The organism is Klebsiella sp. M5al (assembly GCF_002090195.1).
Taxonomy (GTDB): domain Bacteria; phylum Pseudomonadota; class Gammaproteobacteria; order Enterobacterales; family Enterobacteriaceae; genus Klebsiella; species Klebsiella grimontii.
In genome coordinates, this window is sequence record NZ_CP020657.1 from 5,446,539 (window position 1) to 5,460,548 (window position 14,010).

General features: G+C 56.6%; 12 protein-coding genes. 4 read left to right on the forward strand and 8 right to left on the reverse strand.

The annotated features are described in order from the left end of the window. Positions 1-173 precede the first annotated feature (173 nt). From BWI76_RS26315 to BWI76_RS26325, 3 genes are read left to right on the forward strand one after another with little or no spacing between them, the layout of a single operon-like run. Positions 174-1,073: a dihydrodipicolinate synthase family protein gene (locus BWI76_RS26315; protein WP_004870189.1), complete on the forward strand. Its 900-nt coding sequence runs from the start codon at positions 174-176 to the stop codon at positions 1,071-1,073. An 18-nt stretch (positions 1,074-1,091) separates the two neighbouring features. Then, the gene (locus BWI76_RS26320; RefSeq protein WP_049087627.1) at positions 1,092-2,402 is read left to right on the forward strand and encodes an MFS transporter; all 1,311 of its coding nucleotides are present in this window, start codon (positions 1,092-1,094) and stop codon (positions 2,400-2,402) included. 33 nt (positions 2,403-2,435) lie between these two features. Then, entirely contained in the window at positions 2,436-4,031 is a 1,596-nt protein-coding gene (locus BWI76_RS26325; RefSeq protein ID WP_024359816.1) for a UxaA family hydrolase, read from the forward strand. A 44-nt stretch (positions 4,032-4,075) separates the two neighbouring features. Here the strand turns inward: BWI76_RS26325 and livF are convergent, their stop codons facing one another. From livF to livK, 5 genes are read right to left on the reverse strand one after another with little or no spacing between them, the layout of a single operon-like run. Next, positions 4,076-4,789 carry a high-affinity branched-chain amino acid ABC transporter ATP-binding protein LivF gene (gene livF / locus BWI76_RS26330; protein WP_004126158.1) on the reverse strand — a complete coding sequence of 238 codons (714 nt, stop codon included), beginning with the start codon at positions 4,787-4,789 and terminating at the stop codon, positions 4,076-4,078. A gap of 1 nt (position 4,790) precedes the next feature. Then, the gene (gene livG / locus BWI76_RS26335; protein WP_004126165.1) at positions 4,791-5,558 is read right to left on the reverse strand and encodes a high-affinity branched-chain amino acid ABC transporter ATP-binding protein LivG; all 768 of its coding nucleotides are present in this window, start codon (positions 5,556-5,558) and stop codon (positions 4,791-4,793) included. Further along, positions 5,555-6,835, reverse strand: a complete 1,281-nt coding sequence (livM, locus tag BWI76_RS26340) for a branched chain amino acid ABC transporter permease LivM (protein WP_004126168.1) — start codon at positions 6,833-6,835, stop codon at positions 5,555-5,557. Before livM ends, livG begins: the two co-directional genes overlap by 4 nt. Then, on the reverse strand, positions 6,832-7,758 hold the full coding sequence (gene livH, locus BWI76_RS26345; RefSeq protein WP_004106541.1) for a high-affinity branched-chain amino acid ABC transporter permease LivH: 927 nt from the start codon (positions 7,756-7,758) through the stop codon (positions 6,832-6,834). The genes livM and livH overlap by 4 nt, the downstream gene beginning before the upstream one ends. A gap of 60 nt (positions 7,759-7,818) precedes the next feature. Beyond that, on the reverse strand, positions 7,819-8,928 hold the full coding sequence (gene livK, locus BWI76_RS26350) for a high-affinity branched-chain amino acid ABC transporter substrate-binding protein LivK (RefSeq protein WP_004133035.1): 1,110 nt from the start codon (positions 8,926-8,928) through the stop codon (positions 7,819-7,821). A 420-nt stretch (positions 8,929-9,348) separates the two neighbouring features. On the opposite strand from livK, the gene panM reads away from it, so the two are divergent. Continuing rightward, the gene (panM, locus tag BWI76_RS26360; RefSeq protein ID WP_004133033.1) at positions 9,349-9,735 is read left to right on the forward strand and encodes an aspartate 1-decarboxylase autocleavage activator PanM; all 387 of its coding nucleotides are present in this window, start codon (positions 9,349-9,351) and stop codon (positions 9,733-9,735) included. 248 nt (positions 9,736-9,983) lie between these two features. Here panM and livJ read toward each other — a convergent pair whose 3' ends face one another. From livJ to BWI76_RS26375, 3 genes are all read right to left on the reverse strand, one after another. Continuing rightward, positions 9,984-11,087 carry a branched chain amino acid ABC transporter substrate-binding protein LivJ gene (gene livJ, locus BWI76_RS26365; RefSeq protein ID WP_004133032.1) on the reverse strand — a complete coding sequence of 368 codons (1,104 nt, stop codon included), beginning with the start codon at positions 11,085-11,087 and terminating at the stop codon, positions 9,984-9,986. 256 nt (positions 11,088-11,343) lie between these two features. Continuing rightward, entirely contained in the window at positions 11,344-12,588 is a 1,245-nt protein-coding gene (locus BWI76_RS26370; RefSeq protein WP_004133030.1) for an aromatic amino acid transport family protein, read from the reverse strand. 150 nt (positions 12,589-12,738) lie between these two features. Further along, complete coding sequence (locus BWI76_RS26375; RefSeq protein ID WP_024359814.1) at positions 12,739-14,004, reverse strand: 4-aminobutyrate--2-oxoglutarate transaminase; 1,266 nt, start codon at positions 14,002-14,004, stop codon at positions 12,739-12,741. Positions 14,005-14,010: the final 6 nt, after the last annotated feature.

The following is a 14,010-nucleotide window of genomic DNA, read 5'->3' on the forward strand; positions in this document are numbered from 1 at the left end:
ATGATCCACCGCGGCGCCCGATTCTTCTGCATAATTCCCCGTCTATTCATTGATTTAACCAATCACCCATACGTCTTTTGCGTCATTTGACTTCACGTCGAGGGCATGTTTACTTATGCCTAATCGCAAATACAAACACAGTTTGTATATACGAACAAACAAAGAGGTTAAATATGCAAAGTCGTTATATCACCCCGGCAATAACGGTTTTTGATGAGCAGGGCAGGCTGGATCCTGACGGAAACTTTCGCCTGTACGATTTCATTAAAAACAGCGTATCGGGATTTGTCGTCATGGGCAGTACCGGCGAGTTTTTCTCGCTGGATATGAAAACATCACGTCAGATAATTCAAATGGCGGCAGAATTCCCCCGTCAGGGAATAAAGGCCTATGCGGGAGCCAGCCGCATGGATATTGACGAATGCGTAGAGCTGGCAAACTACGCTGATGAGTGCGGGCTGGATGGCGTCATGATTATCAGCCCGTGGTACTTCCGCCTGACGGATGAAGGCATTTATACCTTTTATAGCCAGATTGCTCGCCGCACCGCCGCCAAAATATTCATCTATAACTTTCCGGAGCGCACCGGCTATTCCGTCTCGCCGGAGGTCTGTTTACGACTCGCCAGAGAGTTCCCAAACATTATCGGTCTTAAAGATACTATTCCGGACACCAATCATACGTCGCAGGTGATTCGCCAGGTAAAATCTGAGCTGCCGTATTTTGAAGTCTACGCCGGTTATGACAATAACTTCGCGCACAATGTCCTGTCAGGAGGCAATGGATGTATCGGCGGGTTATCCAATATTTGCCCTGAGCTATTCCGCGACTGGATGCAGGCATTTAGCGATAACGATTTACCGCAAATTAGGCGGTATCAACAAAAAGTGGATGGGTTAATGGATATTTACGCGGTTAACGATCCGTTCATTCCAACATTTAAAAAAGCATTACAGCTGCGCGGAATTATTCAGTCCGACCGCTGCACGCCACCGTTTAGCTCGCTCGCCACCTGCCAGACCGAAAGTATTCAGCGGATACTTTCCCGTGCGGGTATTGAAATTAATGCCTGACCCCTACGTGGAGGTATTATGAAAACCATCACAGCTTACGATAATCCGGCCCTCAATTCAGCGATTACCAAATCATGGAAGCGTCTGGTGCCGCTGATGTTTATTTTGTACTTCATCGCCTTTATCGACAGGGTGAACGTGGGATTCGCCAAAGAGGCGATGCAGGTGGATATTGGGCTCTCCAATTCCGCTTTTGCCCTCGGCGCGGGGATCTTTTTCGCCGCCTATGCGCTGTTTGGCATCCCCGCCAACCTGATCCTCAATAAAATCGGCGCGCAGAAATGGTTAAGTATCACCACCGTGCTGTGGGGCGTCCTCTCTGCCCTTACCGGGCTGGTGCAGACGGAAACCCAGTTTATCGTCCTGCGCTTTTTACTGGGATTAGGCGAAGCCGGTTTTTATCCCGGTATCCTGCTGCTGGCCTCCATCTACTTTCCCAATAAAGTTCGCGCCTCCGTCGTCGGTATCTTCGTGCTCGGCGTACCGCTGGCGTTAACCTTAGGCTCGCCTATCTCCGGGGCGCTTCTGGAAATGCACGGCTTCCTCGGCAGGCCCGGCTGGTTCTGGATGTTCTTTATCGAAGGCATTCCGGCGGTCATCATGGGGATCTTCGCCTGGTTCTGGCTTGACGATACGCCAGCCAAAGCGCGCTTCCTCAACGACGAAGAGAAAAAGGCGCTGATTGCCCAGCTTCAGCAGGAGCAGCGGCAGACGGAAACCAGCAACGTCGGCACCGCGCTGAAAAGCCTGAAAGTCTGGCACCTGGCGCTGATCTACGGCACCATCCAGATCAGCGTTTACGGGCTGATGTTCTTCCTGCCTTCGCAAGTCGCCTCGCTAATGGGCTCCACGCTCGGCTTTAAGGAGTCGCTGGTCGCCGCCATTCCCTGGGCCTGCTCCGCCGTCGGCGTCTATTACATTCCGCGTCTGGCGGACAAAATGCCGGCCCGCCGGGTACTGATTTCGGTCATCTGTATGCTGGCTGCGGCGCTGGGGCTGTTTGTTTCCGCCTGGTCCGGCCCGGTACTCGCCATTGCCGCGCTCTCGCTGTCGGCCATCGGCTTCCTCTCCGTGCAACCTATCTTCTGGACTTTCCCGGCGCAGATTGTGTCAGGCTCAGCGCTGGCCGCCAGTATCGGCTTTTGCACCACCATGGGCGCATTTTGCAGCTTCCTCGCGCCGCTGATTCGCGTTGAGGTCGATGCCTTCTTCGGCAACGATTCGGCGGGGCTGGTCGCCTTGTCGCTTATCACCGTCTGCTGTGCGCTGCTGATTGCCGCCCTCGCGGGAAGAAAAGCGACAAACGGCGTCGCGGTCCCCCATCACTAAGTCCTGACGCGCGTATAACAAAGGATAAATAACATGCAGACCATCTTAAAAATTGACCCTACCGATAACCTGATCGTTGCGCTGCAGGACTTACGCAAAGAGCAGCAGGTAAACTGGAACGATGAAGCCTACGTTCTGCGTAGCGATGTCAAAGCCAAGCATAAATTCGCCACCGAGGATATTGCGCCCGGCGATATCGTTTCGCTGTACGGCGTACCGGTCGGCAAAGCGACGCGGCCCATTGCCCGCGGCGAAGCCATCACTACCGACAATATCAAACACTACGCGGCCCCGGTTTCGCTTAACGACGTCGCGCCTTATGACTGGCAGCAGCCCGATGTGTTCGCCTGGCAGCAGCGGACGTTTAAGGGGATCGTTCGTGAAGATGGCCGGGTCGCCACCGCGAACTACTGGCTGGTCATTCCGCTGGTATTCTGTGAAAACCGCAACGTTCAGCGCGTCACCGACGCATTAAACGACGCTCTCGGCTACGCCAATAACGGCCTGAAAAATTTTGCTCGCCAGGTGACCTCGGCGGGGGCCTTAAACGATACCCGGCATCTGCCCTTCCCGCATCTTGACGGTATCCGCTGTATTACCGTCAACTCCGGCTGCGGCGGCGCCACCTCGGACAGCATGACCATGTGCGACGTGCTGGCCGCCTATTCCGATCATCCCAACGTTCTTGGGGTGACGGTCTTTGCCCTCGGCTGTGAAAAAGCGCGAATTGTCGATTTCAAGGCCGCGCTGGCGAAGCGCAACCCGAACTTCAGCAAACCGATTATTTATTTCAGGCAGCAGGACTGGAGTAGCGAAGAAAAAATGATGCAGGATGCGTTGACCGAAACCTATAACGCGATCCGCGAAGCCCCCGTCGCCGAGCGGCAGAACGTCCCACTCTCCCGGCTCAAAATCGGCGTGAAGTGCGGCGCCTCCGACGGTTTCTCGGGGATCAGCGCAAACCCGGCGATGGGTGAGGTTTCAGATCGTCTTGTCGCCCTCGGCGGCGCGTCGGGGCTGGCGGAATTCCCCGAGCTGTGCGGCGCGGAAGGGGATATCGTTCAGCGCTGCACGACCCGCGAGCTGAAAGAGAAGTTTCTGTCGCTGATGAAAAACTATGAGCATGTCGCGAACTTCTTCGGCACCACCATCGCCGATAATCCCAGCCCGGGAAACATTGCCGATGGGCTGATCACTGACGCTATCAAATCCGCCGGCGCGGCGAAAAAAGGCGGCAGGGCGCCGGTAAGCGCGGTATGCGACTATGCCGAACCGATGGGAGAAAGCGGCCTTTCGCTGGTCTGTACGCCGGGCAACGATGTGGATGCGGTAACGGGCCTGGTCGCGGCGGGGTGCAACGTGGTGATCTTCTCAACCGGGTTAGGTACGCCGACGGGAAACCCCATCGTGCCGGTGCTTAAGGTTTCAACCAACTCCGCGCTGGCGAAAAAGATGCCGGACATTATCGATTATGACTGCGGGCCGATTATCGAAGGTACGCCGCTGGCGGACATCGCCGACGGCCTGTTTGAGAAAATCATCGCCACCGCCAGCGGAACCTGGCGCACCAAAGCGGATGCGCTCGAACAGTATGATTTTATGTTGTGGAAGCGCTCTCTGGAGCTGTAGGAATCCAGCAAAACGCCCGGCAGACGCCGGGCGTTTTGACTTCACTAGCCGCCCAGATAGGCGCTACGTACCGCTTCATTCGCCAGCAGCGCGTCGCCGGTATCCTCCAGCACCACGTGGCCGTTTTCCAGCACGTAGCCGCGGTCGGCCAGCTTCAGCGCCTGGTTGGCGTTCTGCTCGACGAGGAAGATGGTCATCCCCTGCTCGCGCAGCTGTTCAATGGTGTCGAAGATTTGCTGAATGATGATCGGCGCCAGACCGAGCGAAGGCTCATCCAACAGCAGCAGGCGCGGCTGGCTCATTAGCGCGCGACCGATGGCCAGCATCTGCTGCTCGCCGCCGGACATGGTGCCCGCCCGCTGAACCCGACGCTCATGCAGGCGCGGAAACAGCTCATAGACCCACTTGATGCGGGTCTGGAACTGGTCGCGGTCGGCAAAGAAACCGCCCATCGCCAGGTTCTCTTCCACCGTCATCCGCGAGAAGACGCGACGCCCTTCCGGTACAATCGCCACCGCTTCGCGCATGATTTTCGCCGTCTGCCAGTCGGTAATATCTTTACCGTCGAACACCACGCGTCCGCTGGAGGCGCGCGGGTCGCCGCACAGGGTGCCCAGCAGGGTGGTTTTCCCCGCGCCGTTCGCGCCAATCAGGGTGACAATCTCTCCCTGATTGATATGCAGGCTGACGTTGTGCAGCGCCTGGATCTTGCCGTAGTGCGCGCTGACGTTGTCAAAAGATAACATCACTTTTTCCATCTTATGCCTCACCAAGGTATGCGCGGATCACGTCCGGGTTGTTGCGGATCTCTTCCGGCGTACCGTTGGCCAGCGGCGTGCCCTGGTTTACCACGTAAATACGGTCGGAAATGCCCATCACCAGCTTCATGTCGTGCTCAATCAGCAGGATAGTGGTGTTGTGATGGCTGCGCAGCTCGGCGATCAGTTCGTCCAGCTCTTTGGTCTCTTTCGGGTTCAGCCCCGCCGCCGGTTCATCCAGCATCAGGATTTCCGGCTGAGTCACCATACAGCGGGCAATCTCCAGACGACGCTGGTCGCCGTAGGCCAGGTTGCTGGCCTGACGGTTGGCGTGTTCAAGCAGGCCGATACGCTCAAGCCAGGTCGCGGCGCGATCGAGCGCCTCGCTCTGGGCGCGGCGGAAGGATGGCGTCTTCAGCAGGCCGGAGAAAACCCCGGTTTTCAGCTGCTGATGCTGCGCCACCAGCAGGTTTTCAATCACCGTCATTTCGCGGAACAGACGCACGTGCTGGAAAGTTCGCACCACGCCCATGCGGGCGATCTGCTGGCCCGGCAGCCCTTCCAGGTGCTGGTCGCGCAGCATAATGGTGCCGCCGGTTGGCTTATAGAAACCGGTCAGGCAGTTGAAGACGGTGGTTTTGCCCGCGCCGTTAGGGCCGATAAGCGAAACGATTTCCCGCTCGCGCAGCTCCAGCGACACGTTGTTGACCGCCAGCAGGCCGCCAAAACGCATCATCAGACCGTTTACGGATAATAATGGCTGACTCATGCCTGCTCTCCTTCTTTGGCCTGCCCATTTTTCAGCTTCAGCTGTGGACGGGTCATCGGCAGAAGCCCCTGCGGACGCCAGATCATCATCAGTACCATCAGCGCACCCAGCATCAGCATGCTGTATTCATTGAAATCACGCATCAGCTCGCGCGAAACTACCAGCAGAACCGCCGCCAGGATCACCGCGAACTGCGAACCCATACCGCCGAGAACCACAATCGCCAGCACAAAGGCCGACTCGGCGAAGGTAAAGGATTCCGGGCTGACGAAGCCCTGACGGGCGGCGAACAGGGTGCCGGCAAAACCGGCAAACGCGGCGCTGATGGTAAAAGCGGTCAGCTTGATGCGCGTCGGGCTGAGGCCCAGCGAGCGACAGGCGATTTCATCTTCGCGCAGCGCTTCCCACGCGCGGCCCAGCGGCATCCGCAGCAGGCGGTTAATCACGAACAGACTTAACACCACCAGCAGCAGAGCGACCAGGTAGAGGAAAATGACGCGATCGGAGGGGTCGTACTTCACGCCAAAGAAGTTGCTGAACGTATCCCAGCCGCCTTCACGGGCGCTGCGGCTAAATTCAAGGCCGAAGAGCGTCGGTTTTGGGATCTGGCTAATGCCGTTCGGGCCGCCGGTTATTTCGGTGTTGTTAAGCAGCAGGATGCGCACGATTTCGCCGAAGCCGAGCGTGACAATCGCCAGATAGTCGCCGCGCAGACGCAGGACCGGGAAGCCAAGCAGGAAGCCCGCTGCCGCCGACACCAGCCCCGCCAGCGGCAGACAGGTCCAGAACCCCAGGCCGTAATAGTGGTTCAGTAGCGCAAAGGTATAGGCGCCGATGGCATAAAAGCCGCCGTAGCCCAGCACTAACAGGCCGGAAAGCCCCACCACCACGTTAAGTCCCAGGCCGAGGATGATATAGATCATCGTCAGGGTAGCGATATCCACCGTCCCGCGCGACACCATAAACGGCCACGCCACGGCGATAACCAGCAGGGCGATCAGGAACAGCTTCTGTTTTACCGTCGAACCGTCGATAGCCGGCAGAATAAACTTCGGCCCGGAGACGTTCTTAATGGTTTTCTGGAAAACAGGACGCAGCAGCTGGAAGAAGAAGACCACTGCGGTACCGATATAGATCCACTGCCAGCGGATATCGGCGGCGGTATCCACCACCAGTTTGGTGCCGTCCAGCTCCAGCTGCACGCCCATAAAGACGCCCGCCAGAATAAAGAACATCACCGCGGACAGCAGCGCCATCGCAAAATGCATCGGTTTCATACTTTTTCTACCTCCGGACGACCCAGGATACCGGTAGGCATCACCAGCAGAACCAAGATCAGCAGCGCGAAGGAGACCACGTCTTTATATTCCGTGCTGAGATAGGCAGAAGAGAGCGCTTCGGCGATACCGAGGATCAGCCCGCCGATCATCGCCCCAGGAATGCTGCCGATACCGCCAAGAACCGCCGCGGTGAAGGCCTTCATCCCGGCCATAAAGCCGATGTACGGGTTGATAACGCCGTAAAACTGACCGAGCAGAACCCCGGCAACCGCCGCCATTGCCGCGCCGATAACAAACGTCAGCGCAATCACGCGGTCGGTGTTAATCCCGAGCAGGCTGGCCATTTTCAGATCTTCCGCGCAGGCGCGGCAGGCGCGCCCCATGCGGGAATAGCGGATAAACAGCGTCAGCGCCAGCATCGCGATAAACGTCACCACCCAGATAACCAGCTGCATGGTGGTAATGGTCGCGGAGAAGTTGTCGCTGCTGCCCACCGTCCACTGGCCGTTAAACAGGCTTGGCAGCGCGACATCGCGCGAACCTTCCGTCAGGCTGACGTAGTTTTGCAGGAAGATGGACATCCCGATGGCGGAGATCAGCGCAATCAGGCGTTTGGAGCTGCGCACGGGCCGGTAGGCCACGCGTTCGATACTCCAGCCGTAGGCGCTGGCAATGACGATAGCGCCGACGAATCCGGCGGCAACCAGCAGCCAGCTGGTATCAATGCCCATCATCATCAGGGCGGCAATGATCATGAAGGAGACGTAGCTGCCAATCATATAGACCTCGCCGTGGGCGAAGTTGATCATGCCGATAATGCCGTACACCATGGTATAGCCGATGGCAATCAGCGCGTAGGTGCTTCCCAGCGTGACGCCGTTAAACATCTGCTGCAGAAAATAGAGAAACTGCTCGGACATAAGGTAACCTTTTTCTACCCGCCCGCTTTGCGCGGGCGGTGGGATAACTTGTCTTATGGCTTATTTCGCGAGGGTTGATGACCCGTCCGCGTGCCACTGGAAGACACCAAACTCAAATCCCTTCAAATCGCCTTTTTCGTCCCAATTCAGCGGCCCAATCACGGTTTTCGCGCCGTGAGCTTTCAGATCTTTGATTAAATCCAGCGGCTCCTGGCTTGCGGCCCGGTCCATCGCCTGCGCCAGAGACTGCACGGCGGCATAGGTGATCCAGACATACGGACCGCTCGGGTCTTTCTTCTCTGCTTTGAGCGCGTCAACGATAGCGCTGTTGGCCGGGTCCTGGTCATAGCGTTTCGGCATCGTGACCAGCATGCCTTCCGCCGCATCGCCCGCGATGTTGGACAGCGACGCGTTACCCACGCCTTCCGGGCCCATAAACACGGTTTTCAGGCCCACGGAGCGCGCCTGGCGCAGCATCTGGCCCATTTCCGGGTAGTAGCCGCCGTAGTAAACGAAGTCGATATTCTCTTTTTTCAGGCGCGCCAGCAGCGCGGAGAAGTCTTTTTCACCGGCGGTAATGCCGTCGAAGAAGACGATATTCGCGCCGCCTTTTTTCAGGCTCTCCTGGACAGAACGCGCCAGGCCTTCACCGTACTGCTGCTTATCATGAATGATAGCAATACGCTGCGGTTTGACGGTTTCCATGATGTATTTTGCGGCGGTCGGCCCCTGCGAAGAGTCCAGACCGGCGGTACGCATGATGTACTGATAGCCGCGCTGGGTCAGCTCCGGGTTGGTTGCTCCCGGGGAGATCATCAGAATGCCTTCATCTTCATAGATATCGGATGCCGGCTGAGTGGAAGAAGAACACAGGTGGCCGATAACGTACTGAATACCGTCATTGACGATTTTATTCGCCACCGCAACGGCCTGTTTCGGGTCGCAGGCGTCATCGTACTCCACGGCAACCAGCTTATCGCCCTTGATGCCGCCCTGGGCGTTAATATCTTTGATCGCCTGGCGCGCGCCGTTGAATTCCATATCGCCCCACTGGGCTACCGGGCCAGACATTGCGCCAACAACGGCGACCTTAATATCTTTGGCAAAAGCCGCCTGGGACATCGCCAGTGCGACTAACCCCGCGATAACCGTTTTCGCGTTCCTTTTCATGCTGCAGAACCCCGTTCGTGATGTGGTGTAAATATTTTGTATTTTTATGGTTAAAAAGCATTCTGTGCTTTTATTAAACAACGCTACTTTTACCATTATCTTTAATGGTTTAGCGATGTTTTTTGCCTGAATCCAGAGTAAAATCTCTATTTTTCAGGCGATTAAGCAAAGATAATATTCTGTATTTGCTGGAAGATAAACAAAAAAAGTCCAGTAAACAGCATAAAATAACGATACATAAGGCGGAATAAAACGCTACATATCAGGTTAAAATTCTGCTTATTTTTCGATCCATGATGAATTGCACTACCCTGCTCCTTCCAGGAAAACGAATCCCCTGATGAACAGGCAAAAAAGGGCGCTCCGCCCGGCGGGGAATTTGGATACACTAACGCATCCGTTTTGACTGGACCCTCGCGTATGAAACTGACCATTATTCGTTTACAGCACTTCAGCGATCAGGATCGCATCGACTTAGGTAAAATCTGGCCGTCGCAGGATCTCGCGGCGCTGCCGTTAGATGAGAGCCATCGTATTTATGCCGCCCGCTTCAATGAGCGCCTGCTGGCAGCGGTTCGCGTAACGCTGAACGGCGTTGAGGGCGAGCTCGGCGCGCTATGCGTGCGTGAAGTGACCCGCCGTCGCGGCGTCGGACAATATTTAGTGGAACAAGCGCTAAAGGATAATCCAGAAATCACCAGCTGGCGGATCGCGGATGTCGGCGTGGAAGACCGCGGCGTGATGGCGGCGTTTATGCAGGCGCTGGACTTTAGCGCGCAAACCGGCGGTTGGGTAAAAAATCACTAAATCGGCGAAAGAAGGCCGAATATTCCCGGATTGCGGCGTAACGCCTTACCCGGGCTACCGACTCGCAGATGTTTGCAAATCTGTAGCCCACTCAGCTAAGCGTCAGCAGGGCGTGTTCGTCTATTTAACCCAGCATTTCGCGATGCAGAAAGGCGTCAAGCCCCTCAACCCCGGAAGCTTACATCAGTAAGTGACCGGGGTTGAGGGGCGCAGACAACGCCTCTGCGGCGTGAAAGGCGCAGGTTAAATTATTTGGCGTCGGTCGCCGTACCATTAGCATGCCAGGTAAACACGCCGAACTCGAAGCCCTTCAGGTCGCCCTTCTCGTTCCAGGTGAGCGGCCCCATTACGGTATCGACCGTAGCCCCTTTCAGATATTTGGCGATTTCAGCCGGATCTTCTGACTGATTCAGACCTGCCTGCAGCGACTGCAGCGCGGCATAGGTGGTCCACACGAACGCGCCGCTCGGATCCTGTTTCTTCGCTTTGATCGCATCCACAATCGGTTTGTTCGCCGGCACCTGGTCGTAGTTCTTCGGCTTAGTCACCAGCATACCTTCCGCAGAAGCGCCCGCGATATTAGACAGGGACACGTTCGCTACCCCTTCCGGCCCCATAAACTGCGTTTTCAGGCCAGCGGCGCGAGACTGACGCAGGATCTGCCCCATCTCCGGGTGGTAGCCGCCGTAGTAGACGAAGTCGATGTTCTCTTTCTTCAGACGCGCCACCAGGGTAGAGAAGTCTTTCTCACCGGCGGTGATGCCGTCAAAGAACACCACGTTGGCGCCGCCCTTCTTCAGGTTGTCCTGCACCGCGCGGGCCAGGCCCTCGCCGTACTGCTGCTTGTCGTGGACAATCGCGATGCGCTGCGGCTTCACTTTTTCCAGGATGTATTTGGCAGCGGTTGGCCCCTGATCGGAATCCAGACCGGTAGTGCGCAGAATCAGGTGATAGCCGCGGGCCGTCAGCTCCGGCGCGGTGGCGGCCGGGGTGATCATCAGCACGCCTTCATCTTCATAGATATCAGACGCCGGCTGAGTGGAAGAAGAGCACAGGTGGCCGATAACGTACTTGATACCGTCGTTAATCACTTTGTTAGCGACGGCAACCGCTTGTTTCGGGTCACAGGCGTCGTCGTATTTTACCATCTGCAGCTTATTGCCTTTTATGCCGCCTTTGGCGTTGATATCGGCAATGGCCTGCTCAGCGCCAGTAAACTCCTGGTCGCCGTACTGCGCTACCGGACCGGACATCGCGCCAACGACGGCGACTTTGATATCTTCGGCCATTGCCGTACCGCTCATGATTAAGGCAATACATCCTGCCAGTAACGCTTTACCCTTCATATTCATCCTGAGGCTCCCCATTATTATGGTTTTTGCATTTGTTGTGATGTTGTTTATTAGCGCATTATTCTAATTAAACACATAAGAAAAGCATATGATAGTTAGATTAGGGTCTGCCGCCTGCGCTTTTGCAGCACACTATGCTAAACATACCGTCATTCAGGAGAATTGGAAACGATAAAATTGCGGAGTATGTAACAGATAAGTGACAAATAAAAACCCGCGCCGGAATAAACCGAACGCGGTGGCATGAGCAACGCGACTACCAGCCCGCGGGCAGATAGCCAAAGGCAGAAGCGATGGCGTAGACGGCGCTGCAAAGATAGAGCAATACGATGAAGATCTGGATGAACGGGTGCGTTATCAGCGCCGGGCAGGTCCAGCCGGGAGTGATATCCCCCTGCCGCCGCGAACCTTTCAGGATAAGGATCGGCATGATGGACAAAATCACCCCGCTAAATACCCCGGCAAAATAGAGCGCGTTCACGAAGGACACCATCCCGCTGTAGGCCAGAATAAATGGCGGCACGGCGACCACCAGCAGCACCTTAAAGCGTTTGAACGGCTGCTCGTCGTTGCCCAGGCGAAACTGATCGAAAATATTGGTCAGGAAACTTCCGCCCAGTCCCCAATAGGAAGTCAGCATCGCGCAGAGCGCAAAGAGATTTGCCGAGAAGAAAGCCCACTCGCCGAGCGCCCTGCCCCAGGAAATGGTCGCCACATCAGAAATATTATCCAACCCGCTTAACGCAATCACCGAAAGCGGGACCAGCGCCAGCAGGCAAAAGGTTAACAGCATCCCTACCATAATGGCCTTCGGCAGTTTCTCCGGTTTATCAGCGAAACCGCGCGCCATTTCCGGCACGATATACTGCGCGGAGAAGCAGAAGGCGACGACGTTAAATACCGGCACCATATACAGCCAGTTACCGTCGAGTAAATACCCCACGCTGGCGGTCTCTTGCAGCAACGTGGCGGCGACAAGAATGGCGATCATGACGACCATGCCGATACTAATGAATTTCTCACCCCGGCCAATCGCCTTCAGGCCAAGATAAAGCACTCCGGCCGCGGGAATAAAAAACAGCGCGCTACCGAGGGCCGGCGAGATGCCGAATAACGAATGCAGGAGTTTACCGCTGCCGGTCATATAAGCCGTCAGCGCGCCGACGCTGTTGACGCAAACGGAGAGGAACATCATCAGCGCGCCAAAGCGGCCGACGTAGCGCTGCGACAGGCCGCTAAGCTGCAGATGCTTACGTGTGCGCAGCGTCGACTCCGCGACGTAGAGCATCGTAACGGTTGTCAGGCTACCGACAACGATCAGCCAAAACAGCAGCGGCAGAAAGCCCGCTTTGCTGGAGGCATAGGCGATGGATAGCACCCCAGCGCCGATATTGGTGCCGACGATCATCGACACGCCTTCAATGAAACTCAGAGATTTTGCAGGTACAGCGGTACGCTCCCGGCTCGTCAGAACCGGAGAAAAGGTGGAGTTGTCAGACATAATATTTTCCGTTTTATTCCGGCAACATCCGCTGCCGGAAAAAAGGTGATATCAGGGTGATAAACCACTCACGCTGAGCATGACTGGCCAGAACGCGGCATCCTGTTTCTCTTCGGCTTCCCTGCCGCCGCAGTCTGACCGGGCGAAAAGCTAGGGCTTCAGCACGCGGGCCAGAATATCCAGCGCCTTCGTAAACTGCGCATCCGGAATCGTTAACGGATAGAGGAAGCGAATGACGTTGCCGTAGACGCCGCAGCTCAGCAGCAGCAGACCGTTCTCCTGGGCTTTTTGCTGGATTTGACGAGTGATCTCCGCCGACGGCTCGCCGGTTTGCGGATCGTTAAACTCCACCGCCACCATCGACCCCTGGCCGCGTACGTCCGCAATGGCCGGGCAGCTTTGACGCGCCTGATTCAGCACTTCTTTCAGATGGCTGCCTAAGCGCTCAGCGCGCTGGCACAGTTGCTCTTCTTCAATCACGTCCAGCACCGCGTGCGCAGCCGCGACCGCCAGCGGGTTACCGGCATAGGTACCGCCCAGACCGCCCGGCGCAGGCGCATCCATCACCTCGGCGCGACCGACCACGCCGGAGAGCGGGAAACCGCCGGCCAGGCTTTTAGCCATCGTCATCAGGTCAGGCTTCACATCATAGTGCTGCATCGCAAACAGCTTGCCGGTGCGCGCAAAGCCGGTTTGTACTTCATCGGCAATCAGCAGAATGCCGTGGGTATCGCACAGCGCGCGCAGCGCCTGCATAAACTCAGGCGGGGCGACGTTAAAGCCGCCTTCCCCCTGAATCGGCTCCAGCACAATCGCCGCCACCTGGTCGGCCGCGATATCGGCTTTAAAAATACGATCCAGGCTTTTCATCGCGTCAGCGGTGGTAATGCCATGGGCGGCATTAGGGTAGACTGCGTGATACACCGATCCCGGGAACGGACCGAAACCAATCTTATAAGGCGCCACTTTACCGGTCAGCGCCATGGTCATAAACGTGCGGCCGTGGAATCCGCCGCCGAAGGTAATCAACCCCGGACGACCGGTATAAGCGCGCGCAATTTTCACTGCGTTTTCAACCGCTTCCGCCCCGGTGGTAAAGAACGCCGTTTTTGCCGGACCGTCAATCGGCGCCAGCGCGTTAATCCGCTCGGCCAGCGTGACGTAGCTTTCGTACGGGACAATCTGATAAGCAGTATGGGTAAAGGCCTGCAGCTGTTGTTCAACGGCGGCAATGATTTTAGGGTGCCGATGGCCGGTATTCAGCACCGCGATGCCGGCGGCGAAATCAATCACCTCATTCCCTTCAATATCCCACAGCGTAGCGTTCTCTGCTTTCTCAACAAAGTAGCTGCACATTACCCCTACGCCGCGCGGAGTCGCCTGCTGGCGACGCTGATTCAGTTCTGAACTTTTCACCGGAAA

Bases quoted from the DNA above. Each gene is read 5' to 3' on its own strand.
- BWI76_RS26315 (WP_004870189.1), top strand. From the start codon at position 174: ATGCAAAGTCGTTATATCACCCCGGCAATAACGGTTTTTGATGAGCAG.
- BWI76_RS26320 (WP_049087627.1), top strand. From the start codon at position 1,092: ATGAAAACCATCACAGCTTACGATAATCCGGCCCTCAATTCAGCGATT.
- BWI76_RS26325 (WP_024359816.1), top strand. From the start codon at position 2,436: ATGCAGACCATCTTAAAAATTGACCCTACCGATAACCTGATCGTTGCG.
- livF (WP_004126158.1), bottom strand. From the start codon at position 4,789: ATGGAAAAAGTGATGTTATCTTTTGACAACGTCAGCGCGCACTACGGC.
- livG (WP_004126165.1), bottom strand. From the start codon at position 5,558: ATGAGTCAGCCATTATTATCCGTAAACGGTCTGATGATGCGTTTTGGC.
- livM (WP_004126168.1), bottom strand. From the start codon at position 6,835: ATGAAACCGATGCATTTTGCGATGGCGCTGCTGTCCGCGGTGATGTTC.
- livH (WP_004106541.1), bottom strand. From the start codon at position 7,758: ATGTCCGAGCAGTTTCTCTATTTTCTGCAGCAGATGTTTAACGGCGTC.
- livK (WP_004133035.1), bottom strand. From the start codon at position 8,928: ATGAAAAGGAACGCGAAAACGGTTATCGCGGGGTTAGTCGCACTGGCG.
- panM (WP_004133033.1), top strand. From the start codon at position 9,349: ATGAAACTGACCATTATTCGTTTACAGCACTTCAGCGATCAGGATCGC.
- livJ (WP_004133032.1), bottom strand. From the start codon at position 11,087: ATGAATATGAAGGGTAAAGCGTTACTGGCAGGATGTATTGCCTTAATC.
- BWI76_RS26370 (WP_004133030.1), bottom strand. From the start codon at position 12,588: ATGTCTGACAACTCCACCTTTTCTCCGGTTCTGACGAGCCGGGAGCGT.